Annotated in this window: 14 protein-coding genes and 1 tRNA gene; 11 read left to right on the top strand and 4 right to left on the bottom strand. The window is 68.5% G+C overall.

Annotated features, from left to right (window positions below):
• Window positions 1-9 precede the first annotated feature (9 nt).
• From ADBZ5N_RS00590 to ADBZ5N_RS00575, 4 genes are all read left to right on the top strand, one after another.
• A complete protein-coding gene (locus tag ADBZ5N_RS00590; RefSeq protein ID WP_526255540.1) occupies window positions 10-1,335 on the top strand; it encodes a CNNM domain-containing protein in 1,326 nt (441 codons plus the stop codon).
• Complete coding sequence (era, locus tag ADBZ5N_RS00585; protein ID WP_526255539.1) at window positions 1,328-2,233, top strand: GTPase Era; 906 nt, start codon at window positions 1,328-1,330, stop codon at window positions 2,231-2,233. The genes ADBZ5N_RS00590 and era overlap by 8 nt, the downstream gene beginning before the upstream one ends.
• A gap of 113 nt (window positions 2,234-2,346) precedes the next feature.
• Window positions 2,347-3,156, top strand: a complete 810-nt coding sequence (gene recO, locus ADBZ5N_RS00580) for a DNA repair protein RecO (RefSeq protein ID WP_526255538.1) — start codon at window positions 2,347-2,349, stop codon at window positions 3,154-3,156.
• Entirely contained in the window at window positions 3,122-4,030 is a 909-nt protein-coding gene (locus ADBZ5N_RS00575; RefSeq protein WP_526255584.1) for a decaprenyl diphosphate synthase, read from the top strand. The genes recO and ADBZ5N_RS00575 overlap by 35 nt, the downstream gene beginning before the upstream one ends.
• Window positions 4,031-4,035: 5 nt before the next feature.
• Here the strand turns inward: ADBZ5N_RS00575 and ADBZ5N_RS00570 are convergent, their stop codons facing one another.
• Window positions 4,036-4,455 carry a Fur family transcriptional regulator gene (locus ADBZ5N_RS00570; protein WP_526255537.1) on the bottom strand — a complete coding sequence of 140 codons (420 nt, stop codon included), beginning with the start codon at window positions 4,453-4,455 and terminating at the stop codon, window positions 4,036-4,038.
• 104 nt (window positions 4,456-4,559) lie between these two features.
• On the opposite strand from ADBZ5N_RS00570, the gene ADBZ5N_RS00565 reads away from it, so the two are divergent.
• A complete protein-coding gene (locus ADBZ5N_RS00565) occupies window positions 4,560-5,954 on the top strand; it encodes a glycine--tRNA ligase (protein WP_526255536.1) in 1,395 nt (464 codons plus the stop codon).
• 30 nt (window positions 5,955-5,984) lie between these two features.
• Here ADBZ5N_RS00565 and ADBZ5N_RS00560 read toward each other — a convergent pair whose 3' ends face one another.
• Window positions 5,985-8,000: a TPM domain-containing protein gene (locus tag ADBZ5N_RS00560; RefSeq protein WP_526255535.1), complete on the bottom strand. Its 2,016-nt coding sequence runs from the start codon at window positions 7,998-8,000 to the stop codon at window positions 5,985-5,987.
• Between the two features lie 85 nt (window positions 8,001-8,085).
• Here ADBZ5N_RS00560 and ADBZ5N_RS00555 point away from each other — a divergent pair, with 85 nt between their 5' ends.
• The 3 genes from ADBZ5N_RS00555 (at window position 8,086) to ADBZ5N_RS00545 (ending at window position 11,690) form a co-directional block, all read left to right on the top strand.
• Window positions 8,086-9,351 (top strand): deoxyguanosinetriphosphate triphosphohydrolase, encoded by a 1,266-nt coding sequence (locus ADBZ5N_RS00555; protein ID WP_526255534.1) that lies wholly within the window; start codon window positions 8,086-8,088, stop codon window positions 9,349-9,351.
• Complete coding sequence (dnaG, locus tag ADBZ5N_RS00550) at window positions 9,348-11,294, top strand: DNA primase (RefSeq protein ID WP_526255533.1); 1,947 nt, start codon at window positions 9,348-9,350, stop codon at window positions 11,292-11,294. Before ADBZ5N_RS00555 ends, dnaG begins: the two co-directional genes overlap by 4 nt.
• A 69-nt stretch (window positions 11,295-11,363) precedes the next feature.
• Window positions 11,364-11,690 (top strand): DUF7155 family protein, encoded by a 327-nt coding sequence (locus tag ADBZ5N_RS00545; RefSeq protein WP_526255532.1) that lies wholly within the window; start codon window positions 11,364-11,366, stop codon window positions 11,688-11,690.
• 8 nt (window positions 11,691-11,698) lie between these two features.
• Here ADBZ5N_RS00545 and ADBZ5N_RS00540 read toward each other — a convergent pair whose 3' ends face one another.
• A complete protein-coding gene (locus ADBZ5N_RS00540) occupies window positions 11,699-11,935 on the bottom strand; it encodes a hypothetical protein (RefSeq protein ID WP_526255531.1) in 237 nt (78 codons plus the stop codon).
• Window positions 11,936-12,072: 137 nt separating this feature from the next.
• On the opposite strand from ADBZ5N_RS00540, the gene ADBZ5N_RS00535 reads away from it, so the two are divergent.
• Window positions 12,073-12,145, top strand: a tRNA-Asn gene (locus ADBZ5N_RS00535).
• 162 nt (window positions 12,146-12,307) lie between these two features.
• Here ADBZ5N_RS00535 and ADBZ5N_RS00530 read toward each other — a convergent pair.
• Window positions 12,308-14,092, bottom strand: coding sequence for a hypothetical protein (locus tag ADBZ5N_RS00530; protein WP_526255583.1), 1,785 nt, complete (start codon window positions 14,090-14,092; stop codon window positions 12,308-12,310).
• Window positions 14,093-15,242: 1,150 nt separating this feature from the next.
• Here ADBZ5N_RS00530 and ADBZ5N_RS00525 point away from each other — a divergent pair.
• Complete coding sequence (locus tag ADBZ5N_RS00525; protein ID WP_526255530.1) at window positions 15,243-17,324, top strand: ATP-binding cassette domain-containing protein; 2,082 nt, start codon at window positions 15,243-15,245, stop codon at window positions 17,322-17,324.
• A partial coding sequence (locus ADBZ5N_RS00520; RefSeq protein ID WP_526255529.1) for a CbiQ family ECF transporter T component occupies window positions 17,321-17,958 on the top strand: 638 nt, incomplete at its 3' end. The genes ADBZ5N_RS00525 and ADBZ5N_RS00520, both read left to right, overlap by 4 nt.

The following is a 17,958-nucleotide window of genomic DNA, read 5'->3' as shown; positions in this document are numbered from 1 at the left end:
CTGGGAACATTGACCGGATTACTACCGCTGGCGGGCGCGATCTCCCTGATCTTGCTCGGTGGACTCTTCTCGGCCATCGACGCCGCCATCTCCACGGTGTCCACCGCCCGCGTCGAGGAACTCATCCGCGATGAGCGCCCCGGTGCGGTCCGGTTGGGCCGGGTGATCACTGAACGGCCTCGGTACATCAATCTTGTTGTGCTGCTTAGGATTGCCTGTGAGGCCACCGCGTGCGTGCTGATCGTGGCCTATCTCAACGATCGTTTCGGTTTGCGCTGGGCGCTGGTCGGCTCCGCTGCGATCATGACGGTCGCCAGTTTCGTCGCAGTCGGGGTGGGGCCGCGCACCCTCGGCCGCCAACACGCGTACTCCATCGCACTGGCGTCAGCGCTTCCGCTGCAGGCGATCTCGGTTCTGCTGGCTCCGATCAGCCGGTTGCTCGTTCTGCTGGGCAATGCCCTGACCCCGGGGCGGGGTTTCCGCAACGGCCCATTCGCCTCCGAGATTGAGGTGCGCGAGGTGGTGGACCTGGCCCAGCAGCGCGGGGTGGTGGCCGACGAGGAACGCAAGATGATCCAGTCGGTGTTCGAACTCGGCGACACCCCGGCGCGCGAGGTGATGGTTCCGCGCACCGAAATGGTGTGGATCGAGAGCGGCAAGAGCGCCGCCCAGGCGACGTCGCTGGCGGTACGCAGTGGCTACTCCCGGATCCCGGTCATCGGGGAGAACGTCGACGACGTCCTCGGCGTGGTGTACCTCAAGGATCTGGTGCGCCGGACGTACTACTCGGCCAGTGCCGCACGCGACATCACCGTGGCGGAGGTCATGCGGCCGGCGGTGTTCATCCCGGACTCCAAACCCCTCGACGACCTGCTCAAGGAGATGCAGCGTGACCGCGTCCACATCGCTCTGCTGGTCGACGAGTACGGTGCGACCGCCGGCCTGGTGACCATCGAGGATGTGCTTGAGGAGATCGTCGGTGAAATCGCCGACGAGTACGACACCCACGAGGTGGCTCCGGTGGAAGACCTGGGGGACAACACGTTCCGGGTCTCCGCACGATTGCCGATCGAGGATGTGGGGGAGCTCTACGAGGTGGAGTTCGACGAGGATCTCGACATCGACACCGTCGGTGGGCTGCTGGCACTGAAACTGGGCCGGGTCCCGCTTCCCGGTGCCGAGGTCGTCACGCACGGATTGCGGCTTCGGGCCGAGGGGGAACGTGACCCGCGGGGCCGGCTGCGCATCGGAACGATCCTGGTTCGGCGCGACACCGCCGACGATGAGACGGACGACGGGCCGAACCGGGCTGGCGACGGGTCCGTCGGTGGATGAGGGCTTCCGGTCCGGCTTTGTATGCCTGGTCGGTCGGCCCAATACCGGTAAGTCGACGCTGACCAACGCCCTGGTGGGCAGCAAGGTCGCGATCACCTCCAACCGGCCGCAGACCACCCGGCACACCATCCGCGGGATCGTGCACCGCCCGCAGTTCCAGATCGTGTTGGTCGACACACCCGGTCTGCACCGTCCCCGCACCCTGCTGGGCAAGCGGCTCAACGACCTGGTGCGTGACACCTACTCCGACGTCGACGTGATCGGATTGTGCATTCCGGCCGATGAGCCGATTGGCCCGGGCGACCGCTGGATCTACGAGCAGATCCGCTCCGTGGCCCCGAAGACCCCGCTGGTGGTCGTCGTCACCAAGATCGACAAGGTGGTCAAGGATGCGGTGGCCGCCCAACTGCTGGCGGTCGCCGACCTCGTCGGCGAGACCGCCGCCGCGATCGTGCCGGTGTCGGCCACCACCGGCGAGCAGATCGACCTGCTGATCGGGGTACTGGTCGATCACCTCTCACCGGGCCCGGCGTACTACCCGGAAGGCGAGCTCACCGATGAGCCTGAGGAGGTTCTGATGGCCGAGCTGATCCGGGAGGCCGCTCTGGAGGGGGTTCGTGATGAGCTGCCACATTCGCTGGCCGTGGTGATCGACGAGGTGGCTGCGCGCGAGGGCCGCGATGATCTCATCGACGTGCACGCGATCCTCTATGTCGAACGCGACAGCCAAAAGGGCATCGTGATCGGCCGTGGCGGTGCGCGGCTCAAAGAGGTCGGCAGCAACGCCCGGCGTCAGATCGAACGGCTGCTGGGCACCAAGGTTTACCTCGAGCTTCGGGTCAAGGTGGCCAAGAACTGGCAGCAGGACCCCAAGCAACTGGGTCGATTGGGGTTTTAGGGCCGACTCCGTCGGCGGGGACCTTTCGGCCGACTCCGTCGGCGGGGACCTTTCGGCCGACTCCGTCGGCGGGGGTCCTAGGCGTTGTCGCGGCGCGGTGCCAGACTGGATCAATGCGGTTGTACCGGGATCGGGCTGTTGTGCTTCGCCAGCACAAGCTCGGCGAGGCCGACCGCATCGTCACCTTGCTGACCCGCGACCATGGCCTGGTCCGCGCGGTCGCCAAGGGGGTCCGCCGCACCCGCAGTAAGTTCGGCTCCCGGTTGGAGCCGTTCGCTCATATCGACGTCCAACTGCACCCGGGCCGCAACCTCGACATCGTCACCCAGGTGGTGTCGATTGACGCCTTCGCCACCGACATCGTCTGCGACTACGGCCGCTACACCTGCGCCTGCGCGGTCCTGGAAACCGCCGAGCGGCTCGCCGGGGAGGAACGCGCGCCGGCCCCGGCGTTGCACCGGCTCACCGTCGGGGCGCTGCGGGCGGTCGCCGACGGGACTCGTCCGCGTGATCTGGTGCTCGACGCGTACCTGTTGCGCGCCATGGGCATCGCCGGCTGGGCGCCGTCACTGACCGAATGTGCGCGCTGCGCCGCCCCCGGCCCGCACCGGGCCTTTCACATCGCCGCCGGCGGGAGCGTGTGTATGCACTGCCGGCCGTCCGGGTCGGCCACCCCCGCGCAGGCCGTCCTGGATCTGATGTCGGCGCTCTACGAGGGGGACTGGGAGGTCGCCGAGGCGTCCTCGACATCGCACCGCAGTCAGGCCAGCGGCCTGGTGGCAGCGCATCTGCAATGGCATCTGGAACGTCAGTTGCGGACGCTGCCTCTCGTCGAGCGGGTCCAGTCTCGCGCCGCCGAACTCTTCAGGCAGGATGTGCCCCATGGCGATGGACCGGGTGGCCAGCTCCTGGCGGGGGGCTGAGCGCAGGCGCAGGGAGGTGTTTCCGCAGCTTCCCCCCGCGCCGGACGACTACCCGATTTTCCCCGACACCTCCACCTGGCCGGTGGTCTTTCCGGAATTGCCGGCCCCGCCGGACGGCGGCCCGCGGCGCCCGCCACAGCACCCCTCCAAAGCCGTCCCGCCATCGATCCCGGCCGACCAGTTGCCACAACACGTGGCCATCGTGATGGACGGCAACGGCCGGTGGGCCACCCAGCGCAGCCTGAGCCGCACCGAGGGGCACAAGATGGGGGAGGCCGTTCTCATCGATATCACCTGCGGTGCAATCGAAATCGGGATCAAGCACCTCAGCGTTTACGCGTTCTCCACCGAGAACTGGCGGCGCAGCGCCGACGAAGTCCGTTTCCTGATGGGCTTCAACCGCGAAGTTGTGCGCCGCCGCCGCGAAAATCTCGACATCATGGGTGTGAACATGCGCTGGGTCGGATCCCGGGCGCGGATGTGGCGCAGCGTGATCAAGGAGTTCGACATCGCCGAACAGATGACGGTCGACAACCGGGTGATCACCGTCAACTACTGCGTCAACTACGGCGGGCGAGCCGAAATTGCCGAAGCGGCAAGGCAGATCGCCCGCGAAGCCGCGGCCGGGCGGATCGACCCGGAACGGGTGGGCGAACGCACCATCTCCGAGCACCTGCACCGGCCCGACATCCCCGACGTGGACCTGTTCATCCGTACCTCCGGGGAACAACGGGCCAGCAACTTCATGCTGTGGCAGGCCGCCTACGCCGAATACGTCTTCCAGGACAAGCTCTGGCCGGACTATGACCGCCGTGACCTCTGGGCGGCCTGCCAGGAGTACGTCAACCGCAACCGCCGATTCGGCAGCGCATAGGCCGATCAGTCCCGGCAGTCCGTGCAGGTTCCGAACAACTCGATGGTATGGCTGACGTCGACGAATCCATGCGCGTCGGCGATCTCGGCGGCCCAGGCCTCCACCTCCCGACCGCTGACCTCCACTGCCGCGCCGCATCCGCGGCAGACCAGATGGTGGTGATGGTGCGGGGCGGCGCAGCGCCGGTAGACCGACTCCCCGGTGTCGGTACGCACCATGTCGACCAGCTCGGCGGCCGCCAGGGTCTGCAGGGTGCGGTACACCGTGGTCAGGCCGATGTTCTCGCCACGGCGGCGCAGTTCATCGTGCAGGTCCTGGGCCGAGCGGAACTCCTCGACCGTGTCGAGCAGCGCGATGATCGCGCCACGCTGCCGCGTCGCGCGAACGCCGGCACCAGCCGCGCGCGGATCGCTATTCGACACCATTTCAGTTGACCTTTGCACGGGTACGCAAGCCTGTCAAAGCCGGTCAAAGCCCGTCACCTACGCTGTAGCGGTTGAAAGTAGCCGCAGACAGGAGTGCATCTCAGGTGGCGTCCGTCATTGATTCCGTCGTCAATCTGGCCAAGCGCCGTGGGTTGGTGTACCAGTCCGGCGAGATCTACGGCGGCACCAAGTCGGCATGGGACTACGGACCTCTCGGCGTGGAGCTCAAGGAGAACATCAAACGGCAGTGGTGGCAGTCGATGGTGACCGGTCGCGACGATGTCGTCGGCCTGGACTCCTCGATCATCCTGCCCCGCGAGGTGTGGGTGGCCTCCGGACACGTTGAGGTGTTCAACGATCCGCTCGTGGAGTGCTTGAACTGCCACAAACGGCACCGGCAGGACCACATGCAGGAGGCGCACTTCGAAAAGAAGGGGGCCAAGGAGGGCGTCTCGTCACCCGAGTCGGTGCCGATGACCGACATCACCTGCCTGGACTGCGGCACCAAGGGTCAGTGGACCGAACCGCGCGACTTCAACATGATGCTCAAGACCTACCTCGGGCCGATCGAGACCGACGAGGGGTTGCACTATCTGCGTCCGGAGACCGCGCAGGGCATCTTCGTCAACTTCGCCAACGTCGTGACCACTTCCCGGCGCAAGCCTCCGTTCGGTATCGGCCAGATCGGCAAGAGCTTCCGCAACGAGATCACCCCGGGCAATTTCATCTTCCGAACCCGGGAGTTCGAGCAGATGGAGATGGAGTTCTTCGTCGAACCCGACACCGCCCGCCAGTGGCATCAGTACTGGATCGACACCCGCATGCAGTGGTATGTGGATCTGGGCATCACCCCGGAGAACCTGCGACTCTACGAACACCCCAAAGAGAAGTTGTCGCACTACTCCGACCGCACCGTCGACATCGAGTACAAGTTCGGCTTCCAGGGCAACCCGTGGGGTGAGCTGGAAGGAGTCGCCAACCGCACCGACTTCGACCTCAAGACACACTCGCAGCATTCCGGGGTCGACCTGTCCTACTACGACCAGGGCAGCGACACCCGCTACGTCCCGTACGTCATCGAACCTGCTGCGGGACTTACCCGTTCGTTCATGGCGTTCCTGGTGGACGCCTACGCCGAGGATGAGGCCCCCAACGCCAAGGGCGGAGTGGACAAACGTACGGTGCTGCGGCTGGATCCGCGGCTGGCCCCGGTCAAAGCCGCGGTTCTGCCGTTGTCCCGCAACGAGGACCTCAGCCCGAAGGCACGCGACCTGGCCGCGGAGTTGCGCCGCAATTTCAACGTCGACTTCGACGACGCCGGCGCGATCGGCCGGCGCTACCGTCGCCAGGACGAGATCGGTACGCCGTTCTGCGTGACGGTCGACTTCGACACGTTGGAGGACCAGGCGGTCACGGTGCGTGAGCGCGATGCCATGACCCAGGAGCGGGTCGGGTTGGACGCCGTGGCGGGATATCTGGCCGGCAAGCTGCTGGGCTGAGGCCCGCCCCGCCGAGCGTCGCTCGGCGGGTCAGAACCGCCCGCCGCCGCCGAGCCAGTCGCCGCCGGAACCGCCGTAGGACGTCGTCGACCCGCCGCTATACCCGCCGCCGTGGTAGCCGCCACCCATACCGCCGGTGAGGATGTTGCCCAGGATGATCCCGCCGACCATGGCGCCCATGTCGGACTGGCGGCGTCCGCCGTAGCTGGCCTGGTACTGGCGCTGGCCGGCCTGCACGTCGTCGTTGGCCAACTGCTGGGCCTGGGCGGCCAGCATGGAGGCGCCGTTGGCGTGCTTGATCGCCTCGTCGATGGCGGTGGCCCGCTTAGCCTCCGCAGCTTCGAGTTGGCGGATGGCCTCGTTGAGTCGGGTGCGGGCCTCCGGTCCGACGCTGCCGCGCCGGGTGTCGATGTAGTCCGACACCGAGCGCACCCGGGACTCGGCGGTAGAGAGCGCCTGGTCGTAGGAGCGCTGCAACCGGTCGGCAGCCTCACGCTCCTCGCTGACGCTGGCCAGCAGCCGATCCAGGTCGGCGTCGGCCTGGGTCAACTGGGTGAAGGCGCCCAGCGGATCGGCGTTGCCGTTGCTCTGCGCGGCCGAGACGGCCGCAACGGCGGCGTCGCGTGCCGCGGACAATTCGGCGGCCTTGGCCAGTCCACCCTTGGCGATCTGTTCGCCGGCCTGATTGATACCCCGCTGGATGTCGTCGATCGCCGAGGGCAGCGTCGAGACCGCCCGGCGGATATCACTGGCCGCACTGTCCACCGCATCGAGCATCGTGGTGGCTTGCTGCAGAGAGGATTCCGCACCGCGTACGCAATCGATCAGGTCACCCACCTCGCCGGCCACCGGCTTGGCGGCCAATTCCCGGCCGCGGGTGATCGCCTCGTCGGCGAAGGCCACCCGCTCCCGGGCGGCGTTGACGTTGCGGGCCACCGATGCCAGCGCGGACTCGTCGAATTCGGTTCGCAGTTGGGCAAGCTTGGCATCGGAGGGCTCCAGCCGAGCGGTCACCGTGACCAGTTGCTGGGTGAGGGAGTCCAGGCGCTCGGGGGCGTTGAACACCAGATCGCGCATCTGGCGGAACGACGCCGACTGGGTGTCCAGTTCCTTGTTCGCCTTGGCTGCCGACACCACCACCCGGGTTAGCAGGTCGCGACGTTCGGGCAGCGGTTCGGGAACGTCGTCGTCGAGTTTCTGTCGCACCACGAACGCCTGCTTAAGGGTTTCCCGGGCGTTGTCCACCGCCGCGGCGAACGGTGCGGTCTGCGTCTCGCCGAACTCCTCCACCGCCAGCACCAACTCGTTGGCACTGGTACGCACCGCGTTGTCCACTTCCACCACAATGGATTTCGACAGGTCATCGAGAGCGTTGATGGGCACTGACGCCAGCGCCGCGGGATCGGTGGGGTCGATGTTCTTGGCCGCGGCGACAGCCGACTCGTGGGCCTTACGGCGCCGCTTGCGGCCCCACACGGTCATGGCCCCGAACCCCAGCAGGCCCACCCCGGCCAGGACTACCAACGGAACCAGCATCGAGCCGCCACCACTGCCGCCACTGCTGCTGGCGCCCGCTCCCTTGAGGTTGGCCAGGCCGTTGGCGGCGGCGACCGCCGCGCCGGTCCAGTCGTTGTTGCGCAGCGCCGGTTCGATGCGGTCACGACGGATGTTGTCCACCTTCGTGGAACTGCCGCCCGCCGCGGCCGGGTTCACCAGGAAGGCATAGGACCGGTCTTTGGTGGCTACCGCCATGATGGCGTCCTCACTGCCCAGGTCGCTGATCTTCTGGGTCTGCTGAGCCCAGCCGATCGCGCCCTGGGGGGCGAAGGATTCCACGAAGACCACCCACAGCCGCACCCGGCGCTCGCTGTACAGCTGGTCGACGGCTTTCTGCACGTCAGCCAACTGGCGGTCGTTGAGCGCGCCGGCGTTGTCCGTGACGTAGTCGGGTAGCCGGAACGGGGGCTCGGCGGCCGCGGCCGGGGCCAGCAAGGTGGCTGCCGTGAAGATCGCGGCGAGCAGACTGAGCAATCGGGCAAGACGCATGACCGCCAATGTAGTGGTTCGCGCGCCGATGCCAGCAAAACTTAGTCACGATCAGCCCAGGGCGTACTGGCAGACTGCTGTGACGATGACGACCAACCAGACCGGACACTACGGCGAGGCAGACCGGGAGCGGGTGGTGGCCGACCCGGTGAAATCGGCCACCCTGGCGGGGACCAGCGCCGAACACCGGACCGACTTCGCCCGGGACCGGGCCCGGGTGCTGCACAGCGTCGCGTTGCGACGACTGGCGGACAAGACGCAGGTCGTCGGCCCGCGGGAGAGCGACACCCCGCGCACCCGATTGACCCACTCCCTGGAGGTCGCCCAGATCGGCCGCGGCATGGCCGTCGCGTTGGGCTGCGATCCCGACCTGGTCGATCTGGCTGGTCTTGCCCACGACATCGGCCATCCGCCCTACGGGCACAACGGCGAGCGCGCGTTGGACGACATCGCCTGCGACTACGGGGGTTTCGAGGGCAATGCGCAGAACTTCCGGATCCTGACCCGGCTCGAGCCGAAAGTGCTCGACCGGCAGGGCTGCAGCGTCGGGTTGAACCTGACCCGGGCGGCGCTGGACGCCGTCACCAAGTACCCCTGGCAACGTCCGGCGGGCGGCGGCAAGTTCGGGTTCTACGCCGACGACGCCGCGATCGCCGACTGGATGCGGTCCGGTGCGTCACCGGACCGGCCGTGCCTGGAGGCACAGGTGATGGACTGGGCCGACGACGTGGCCTACTCGGTGCACGACATCGAGGACGGGGTGGTCTCGGGCCGGATCGACCTGCGGGTGCTGGCCGACAGCAACGCCGCCGCCGCCCTGGCCGAACTGGGCACCTCGGTCTACGGGTCCGGGGCCGACGTCGACGAACTTGAGGGGGCCGCCCGCCGACTGTCTGAACTTCCGGTGGTGTCCGCGGTCGGCAAGTACGACGCCACCCTGATGGCCTCGGTAGCCCTCAAAACGCTGACCAGTGAATTTGTCGGCCGGTTCGCCTCGGCGGCCATCGCCGAAACCCGCCGTCGGGCCGGACCGGGACCATTGGTCCGCTATCAGGCCGATCTGCACGTGCCGCCGACGGTGCGTGCCGAGGTCGCCGTGCTCAAAACGCTGGCCCTGCAGTTCATCATGTCCGACCCGCAGCACCTCGACATGCAGGCCGGCCAACGGGAGCGGGTCGCGCGGGTGGCGGACTGGCTGCTGGCCGGGGCGCCGGCCACCCTGGACCCGTTGCTCGTCCCGGCTTTCACCGCCGCCGCCGACGACGCCGGGCGGATGCGGGTGATCGTCGATCAGATCGCCTCGTACACCGAAGGTCGACTGGAACGCATCGACCTAGACTTGGGTCCGTGACAGCCCCCAACCCCCCGTACGGCGGCGGTGGGGGCGCCCGCAAGGGCCGCATCCCCGACCGCGATATCGCCGCCATCCGGGACCAGGTCCGCATCGAGGATGTGGTCGGCGACTACGTCCAGTTGCGCCGCGCCGGGGCCGACTCACTGAAGGGTCTGTGCCCCTTCCACGACGAGAAGTCGCCGTCGTTTCACGTGCGGCCCAACCACGGCCACTTCCACTGCTTCGGCTGCGGCGAAGGCGGCGACGTCTATGCCTTCATCCAGAAAATCGAACACGTCAGTTTCGTCGAAGCGGTGGAGACGCTGGCCGACCGGACCGGTTACGCCGTCACCTACACCGGCGGCGGAAACACCAATCAGCGCGACCGCGGCAGCCGCAGCCGGCTCATCGCCGCGAACGCCGCGGCGCAGGAGTTCTATTCCGCGGCACTGCAATCCGCGGAGGCGGCCCCGGCCCGTCAATACCTGACCGAGCGCAACTTCGACGCCGCCGCGGCTAGCCGGTTCGGCTGCGGTTTCGCTCCCTCGGGGTGGGATTCGCTGACCAAACATCTGATCCGCAAGGGCTTCGAGTTCAAGGAGCTCGAGGCCGCCGGACTGTCCCGGGAAGGCCGGCGCGGCCCGATGGATCGTTTCCACCGCAGATTGCTGTGGCCGATCCGCAGCGCCAGTGGGGACACGGTGGGCTTCGGTGCCCGCCGGATTTTCGACGACGACGTGATCGAGGCCAAGTACGTCAACACTCCTGAGACCGTGCTCTACAAGAAGTCGGCCGTGCTGTTCGGCATCGACCTGGCCAAGCGCGATATCGCCAAGGGACACCAGGCCGTGGTGGTCGAGGGCTACACCGACGTGATGGCCATGCACCAGGCCGGCGTCACGACTGCGGTGGCCTCCTGCGGCACCGCGTTCGGCGACGAACACCTGGCGATGCTGCGCCGGCTGATGATGGATGACAAGTTCTTCAAGGGCGAATTGATCTACGTCTTCGACGGTGACGCGGCCGGGCAGGCGGCCGCACTCAAAGCGTTCGCCGGCGAGCAGAATCTGGCCGGGCAGAGTTTCGTGGCGGTGGCCGCGGACGAGAAATTGGCCGGGATGGACCCGTGCGACGTCAGGCTGCAATTCGGCGATGCGGCGTTGCGTGATCTGGTGGCCCGCCGCACCCCGCTGTTCGAGTTCGCCATCCGCACCACCCTCGCCGGCTACGACCTGGACAGCGCCGAAGGCCGAGTCGCCGCCCTGCGGCACTGCCTGCCGATGGTCGCCCAGATCAAGGACCCCACCCTGCGCGACGAGTACGCCCGTCAGGTGGCCGGCTGGGTCGGCTGGGACGACGTCGCCCAGGTCATCGCCCGGGTCCGGGAGGAGGCCGGCCGCAAGCCCGGGACGCGAGGCGCGCAACGGGGCCCGGCCACGCCGCGGCGCCCCACCGGGGTCGAGCGTCCCGACCCCCGCGACCCGACCCTGTGGCCGCAGCGCGAGGCGCTCAAAGCGGCTCTGCAGTACCCGGCGCTGGCCGGTCCGGTGTTTGATTCGCTGACCCCGGACAGCTTCACCCACCCCGGGTACAGCGCCGTCCGTGCCGCGATCGAGGCGGCCGGTGGGGCGTCGTCGGGTTTGACCGGCGGCCAATGGATCGAAACCGTCCGCGACCAAGCCCTCAGCCCGGCCGCGGCCGGATTGATCAGCGAACTTGGCGTGGAGACCATCAAGGTCGACGACGACGAGAGACTGCAGCGCTATGTGGGCGGGGTGCTGGCCCGGCTGCAGGAAGTCTGGGTGGGCCGGCAGATCGCCGAGGTCAAGTCCAAGCTGCAGCGGATGTCCCCGGTGGAGCAGGGCGACGAGTACCACGCGCTGTTCGGCGACCTGGTGGCCCTGGAGGCCTATCGGCGCAGTCTGCTCGAGCAAGCCAGCGGCGATGATCTTTCGGCCTGAGCAGGTTATTGTTGACATCTCGGGCAAACGAAGGCTAACGAATCAGCCCGGGATGGCGAAAGGTCAGGTATGGCACTCGCGAACATCTCCCTCCGGCGCGTCGCCGCCGCGGGTGCGCTGGCCGTTGCCGCGCTGACCGGGCCGGGGCTGGCCGCGTTGAGTTCCCCGTCGACCACGGATACCGCCACGGGCAGGTGCCTGGCCTGGTTCGGCGCCCGCGAGGACGGCGTCTGCCTGGGCTATTCCAACGGCAGCCCGACCTACATCGGCACCCCCTCAGTCGGCGTCTGGGGTCCCGGCTACGGCAACAACATTCCCGGCATGAACGGCATCGGCGTCACCACCGGCCCCCTGCTGCCGGGCCAGACCATCAACGTCCCGATCGGTGGGCAGTAACCGCCAGTTCAGCCGCGCTCGGGTTCGACGATCGTCGTCTGGGCGTCGATCTCGGCAATGGTGACCATAGGCCGGTCCGGGGAGACCCGCTCGGCGATCTTCCGGCGTCCGGCGTCGATCATCGACTTGGTGGCCGGGTGGCTGGTGACCGCCCTGCAGGTCCCGACGATCTGCTCATAGCGCTCCCGGCCGGCCTTGGTGCCCAACACGTAGCCCGCCGTCAGCACGGTCACAAACCCGATCACTGTGCTCCCTCCAAGCCCTGCGCTACCCCCACCATCCTGCCTGACGGCCCGGGATGCCGCCCCGGGTCCGGGGCCTTTGGGTGGTCGAACGTCGGTACGCTAAAGTTTCACCCCGTCCCGCCGATGGGCGGGAGCAGTCCCCTGTAGCTCAATTGGCAGAGCTCCCGACTGTTAATCGGGCGGTTGATGGTTCGAGTCCATCCGGGGGAGCCCCGCTGGCGACAGCGTCCTCCAGGTTGACGGCCCAGCCTCCATTGCACTGGGAGCTAGCCGCGGAGCCCCGTTCGGCTTTGGCGGCCAGCCTGTCCTACGCGGCGCGAACGGTGCTGCGGCGCGAATTCGGAGTGGGCGTGCCCACGCTGCGGCCGTAGATCAGGCGGGCTTGAAGTCGAACACGGTCGTCCCGCCACCGAGGTAGCCGTCGGGGCTGTAGCTGAAGTAGATCGGTCCCTGCCGGAACGGGATCAGGCCGGTGTTGAATCCCAAATTGGACGGCCAGTATTCCGGCACCAACTGGTCACCGGCCTTGACCTCCGTCGTGTACAGCAACGTGCCGTCAGGAGAGTAGGCCTTGATCGTGGTACCGACGGGCAGCCCGTCGCCTTCGGCGACATTGTCGACAATTGCGCTCGGCAGATACTGCTTTGCCACACCGCCACCGAGTCCACCACTGTCGATAACGCCGTACTCGACGACCTGTTGGATCTCGGTGAAACAGCCCTTCGTCGCGGCGGTGGGACAGCCCACGTCAGGGTTGACGACGCTGATCTGGACGGCAAGATCGGTGTAATACCAGCCGGGAACCGAGTTCTGTGCAGGCAGTGGATTGGCGCCGAAGCTCAGTTCGCCGGCACTACCCGGGCCCTGCCCGTCGAACAGGAAGCCCTGCCCGAGGCCGCCGGGAAGCGCCGGCACCGGACTGACGATGGGGTAACCCCGGTAGGGGGCGACGCCCATGAGCGGCTTGATGTTGACGGGATCCTTGCCCCAATCCTCCGGCTTGACCTCCTGGCCGTTGATGACCACTTTGTAGAAGATCCCGACCGGGACGGGCTGGGTGACCATGCCATTGCCGAAGTCGACACTCTGGGCATACACGGTGTAGTAGAACTGGCCCCAGTCCCCGTATTCGGCAATCCCCGACGCGCCGGTGGCGGGCCCCAACTGGTCCGCGGGGATGACACCGTCGGGGATGATCAGTCCTGCAGAGCCGGTGTCGACCTCGACGGGTTCGAATTCATAGCCAGCGATTTTCAGCGTTGTGTAGAACCAGGTGTTCGCCGAGTAGAGCGTCAACGCAGTGCCGGGTGACCCGCCGGCGGCGCCGGCGGCACCGTCCTTCCCGAGTAGTCCGGCGCCTCCCCCTGCACCGCCGCCCGCAGCGACTCCGCCTGCGCCACCGGCGCCGCCGTCGCCGAACAGGGTTCCACCAGCACCGCCCGCACCGCCCTGAGCAGCCGCCCCGCCGGTTCCGCCCGCGCCACCGGAACCGAAAAGCCCCGCCTTGCCGCCGGGGCCACCCAGGCCGCCGGGGCCACCGGCGCCGCCGGCCGCACCGTTGCCGTACAGCCAGCCGGCAGAACCTCCACCGCCCGCGGCGGCACCCCAGCCACCGGCGCCGCCGACGCCGCCATCACCCAGAGCCGACAGCGCACCGCTGTTCCCGCCGTCCCCGCCTGCCCCGCCCCTGCTGCCCTGCCCGGTCCCCTGGCCGCCGGCGCCGCCGGCACCTGCCGTGCCGAACGTTGCGAACAAACCGGTGTCACCACCACGGCCACCGGCGCCGCCGACGCCGTTCTGGCCCGATGCGACTCCACCGGCACCACCGGCCCCCGCGACGCTCAGCCAGGCGAACATGCCGGTGTTCCCGCCGCTACCGCCGCGCCCACCGATCTGCCCCCGGCCGCTCACCGAGCCGCCGGCACCGCCGGCTCCACCGTTGCCGAAGAACAGTCCGCCCACACCGCCGGTGCCGCCGGCGCTACCGTTGACGCCCGATCCGCCGGCGCCGCCGTTGCCGAACAGGCCGGCCGATCCGCCGGCGCCGCCGCCAAATCCGTTGCCGCCGTTGCCGAACAGGAAACCGGACCGCCCACCTGTGCAGGCGGTATTCGGGGGGCAGGTGCCGGAGGTCCACGAGTAGCCGTCGCCGATCAGGATGCCAGCGTTCGGATTCTCCGCGGTGCCGTTGCCGATGAAAACGTCGATGAAATTCTGAATCGGATTGCCGGCCGCCGAGGCGGTCGCCTGCACCGACGCGCCCGAAGGGAAAGCCCGGCCGGGCGTGGTCGACGCGGCCGGATGCACCACCGCCGACGGTGTCTGGAACTCCCGGCGGCTGGCCGCCAGTGCGGTCCACGCCAAGGGCGCCGCCGCCGGAACACCGTCGCCACCGCCGGACCCGACCACATTCAGCAGCCCGCCGTCCACGGACGTCACCGATCCCGACCCCGCGGCCAGTATCACCGGAGCCGGCGCGGACGGCCGCACTTGCTCCGCCGGGGCCGCTGGGACTCCCACGGGCGCCGCTGGGACTTCCACGGGCGCAAGGACATCGGCGACGTCCACCGACGGAGCCGCCGGCTCGGGTACGTCGGCGGGATCGGATGGCTCGGCGATCGGTGCGATTTCCTCGACCGGCTCCGTGTCGACCGCCGCGGCCGGTAACACGGTATCGACACCAGCGATCGCGACCGGCACCGAACCGCCGTCAGGCCCGCGCTCTGATCCCGGATCTGGCGCACTGGGCCGCCGGCGTATCTCAGGGGCTCCAGCCTGCCCCTCCGAATCGGCCGCGGCCGGAGTCGCCGCACGACTCTCCCGGGTATGCGCCGGGGACTGCCTCTTGGGAGCCGCCGCCCGATCTGACCTGTCGTCGGACACGCCCGCTGGGCCGGCCGTGTCCGCGTGGGCCAACGCCGGCATCGCTACCACCGACGCACCGATACCCAAGGCGACGGCCAGCGCCCCCACCCGGCCCACACATCGCGTGGGGACTGAACTCAGTCCGGGCAGGCGCGGGAGGGAATCTGTTAACACAGCAGGCAGGCTCACGCCGGACAGCCTAAAGCTGCTGGTGGTCCCTGCTCAACAACTCAGCCTGCCCAACAATTCGGCCGGGCGCTGGAAGGGACGGTGCTACGGATGGCAGTCGTCCTGCTCGTGGGACTGGCTGTGGTAGCGCTGGCCCCGGGCACCCATTGGCCCGGCCAAGGGAGAGCGAGGAGGCGATCGTCTGGAGGTGACCGGTTCAGGTCGCGGTAGGTCGCAGCAACCCGTCGGACAGGGCGGCTGGCAGAATCGAGCAATGACGTCGACCCGGCCCGAGGCGCCGGCGCTGCGCCCCCGGGGTTCGACGTCGCGATTGCCCTCCAAAGCGCTGACCCCGGTGGAGATGGCGCAGGCCGCGGTAATGGCTGCGCTCAGCGCGGCACTGGCGATCATCTCGGTGGTGATCCCGTTCGCCGGCGGGGTATCTCTGCTGGTCGCCGTGCCGATGGGGCTGCTCGGCTACCGCTACCGGCTGCGGGTGCTGCTCGCCGCAGCGTTCGCTGCGGCCACCGTCACCTTCCTGATCGCCGGAATCAGCGGGTTCATGGTGGTGCTGAACTGCGCCTACGTCGGCGGTATGGCCGGCATCATCAAACGCCGCGGTCGTGGCACGCCGACGGTGATCGCGGTGTCCATCATCGCCGGGATCCTCAACGGGCTGTGGATCATCGGGGCCCTGCTGGTCCTAGTCCGGCTGCGGACCCTGGTGCTCGACGCGCTGTCAGCCAACGTCAACGGCGTCTTGAACTTCATGGCCGACCTCCCGGTCTCCGGAGAGGCTTTCCGGCAGTCCGCCGAGCAGACCCGCGCGCTGTTCAACACGGCCATCCAGCACTGGCCGGTGCTGATCATGGCCTACTCGATCTTCACCATCGTGGTGGTTTCGCTGGTCGGCTGGTGGGCGCTGGGCCGGGTGCTGAACCGGCTGCGCGGCATCCCCGACGTTCACAAACTCGACGCCAGTTCTCTGTCCGGCGTGGAGAGCGCTCCGGTGGCCCCCGTCCCGGTACGGCTCACCGACGCCCGCTTCCGCTATCCGGGCGCCGACCACGACGCTCTGCGGCCGCTGAGCCTGACCATCGAGCCCGGTGAGCACATCGCGGTAACCGGCGCCAACGGATCCGGCAAGACCACCCTGATGCTGCTGTTGTGCGGCCGGGAACCCACATCGGGGAGCATCGAGCGTCCCGGCGCCGTGGGTCTGGGACAGCTGGGCGGGACCGCAGTGGTCATGCAGCATCCGGAGAGTCAGGTGCTGGGCAGCCGGGTGGCCGACGACGTGGTGTGGGGGCTGCCGCCCGGCACCACCACTGACGTTCCCGGACTGCTCGACGAGGTCGGCCTGACCGGTATGGAGGAACGTGACACCGGGGGGCTGTCCGGCGGGGAATTGCAGCGTTTGGCGGTGGCTGCGGCGCTGGCCCGGCAACCGGCGATCCTGATCGCCGATGAGGTCACCACCATGGTTGATCAGCGCGGCCGTGAGGGACTGCTCAGCGTGCTGTCCGGGCTCACCCAGCACCACGACATGGCCCTGGTTCACATCACGCACTACAACAACGAGGCTGAGATCGCCGACCGCACCGTCAATCTCAGTGAGTCCCAGGACAACATGGTGATGGTTGACCACGCCGCGGCGCCCACCGCCACAGTGACCCCGGTGGCGCATACCGATCACCGGCCGGTTCTGCAGTTGCGCGGCGTCGGCCACGAGTACGGCAGCCGCACCCCGTGGACCAAGACCGCTCTGCGCGATGTCAGCTTCACCGTCAACGAGGGTGACGGTCTGCTCATCCACGGCGGCAACGGCTCGGGCAAGTCCACGCTGGCGTGGATCATGGCCGGCCTGACCACACCCACGACCGGGGAGTGTCTGGTGCGGGGCCGCCCCGCCCACGAGTGCGTGGGTGACGTCGCGATCGCCTTCCAGGCAGCCCGGCTCCAGTTGCTGCGCAGCCGGGTGGATCTCGAGGTCGCCTCGGCTGCGGGGTTCTCGCCGTACGACACCGGCCGGGTGGTGTCGGCGCTGGCCACCGTCGGCCTGGACGGATCGCTGGCCGGGCGCCGCGTCGACCAGCTCAGTGGCGGGCAGATGCGCCGGGTGGTGATCGCCGGCCTGCTGGCCCGGTGGCCGCAGGCGCTCATCCTCGACGAGCCGCTGGCCGGTTTGGACGCCGCCAGCCAGCGCGGCCTGCTGCGGCTGTTGACCGATCTGCGGCTCAACACCGGACTGACCGTCATCGTCATCTCGCACGACTTCGCTGGTCTGGAGGAACTCTGCCCGCGCACCCTGCACTTGAACCGCGGGGTGCTGGCGCCGACCGGTGACCTGTCATGACCGCCACCCGTCAGCGCCGCCCGGTGGTCCTGCTGCGCCCGGTCCCCGGGACATCGGTGATCCACGAGTTGTGGGCGGGCACCAAACTGATTGTGGTCTTTGCCGCGTCGCTGCTGCTGTCGTTCTACCCGGGCTGGATCGCGATCGGCCTGATGGCGGCGCTGGTGGTGGTGGTGATCCGGCTGGCCCGCATTCCGCGCGGCACGATGCCGACGATCCCGCGGTGGTTGTGGATCCTGCTGGTGTTCGGTGCGCTGACTGCGACGTTGGGCGGCGGGCAGCCGGTGCTGCACCTGTGGTCCTACGACGTCGAGATCGGCGGGCTGTTGAAGTTCCTGCGGTTCACCGCGCTGTCGATCGTGCTGCTGGCGCTGGGGGCGCTGATCTCCTGGACCACCAACGTCGCCGACGTCGCACCCGCGATCGTGACGCTGGGCCGGCCGCTGCGCTGGTTTCGGATCCCGATCGACGACTGGGCCGTCGCGTTGGCGTTGGCTTTGCGGGCGTTCCCGATGCTGCTCGACGAATTCCGGCTGCTCTACGCCGCCCGGCGGTTGCGGCCGCGGCCGCTCATGCCCGACGGCCGGGCCCGGCGGCGGCGGTGGCTGGCGGACCTGGTCGATCTGCTCGCCGC

The organism is Mycobacterium sp. (assembly GCF_044370595.1).
In the GTDB taxonomy this organism is placed as follows: domain Bacteria; phylum Actinomycetota; class Actinomycetes; order Mycobacteriales; family Mycobacteriaceae; genus Mycobacterium.
The sequence above is the reverse complement of the archived record's forward strand: the minus strand, read 5'-3'. Positions and strand labels throughout refer to the sequence as shown.

Excerpts from the sequence above, each read along its gene's own strand:
- recO (WP_526255538.1), top strand. The coding sequence starts at position 2,347 with ATGCGGTTGTACCGGGATCGGGCTGTTGTGCTTCGCCAGCACAAGCTC.
- ADBZ5N_RS00575 (WP_526255584.1), top strand. The coding sequence starts at position 3,122 with ATGGACCGGGTGGCCAGCTCCTGGCGGGGGGCTGAGCGCAGGCGCAGG.
- ADBZ5N_RS00570 (WP_526255537.1), bottom strand. The coding sequence starts at position 4,455 with ATGGTGTCGAATAGCGATCCGCGCGCGGCTGGTGCCGGCGTTCGCGCG.
- ADBZ5N_RS00560 (WP_526255535.1), bottom strand. The coding sequence starts at position 8,000 with ATGCGTCTTGCCCGATTGCTCAGTCTGCTCGCCGCGATCTTCACGGCA.
- ADBZ5N_RS00555 (WP_526255534.1), top strand. The coding sequence starts at position 8,086 with ATGACGACCAACCAGACCGGACACTACGGCGAGGCAGACCGGGAGCGG.
- ADBZ5N_RS00545 (WP_526255532.1), top strand. The coding sequence starts at position 11,364 with ATGGCACTCGCGAACATCTCCCTCCGGCGCGTCGCCGCCGCGGGTGCG.
- ADBZ5N_RS00525 (WP_526255530.1), top strand. The coding sequence starts at position 15,243 with ATGACGTCGACCCGGCCCGAGGCGCCGGCGCTGCGCCCCCGGGGTTCG.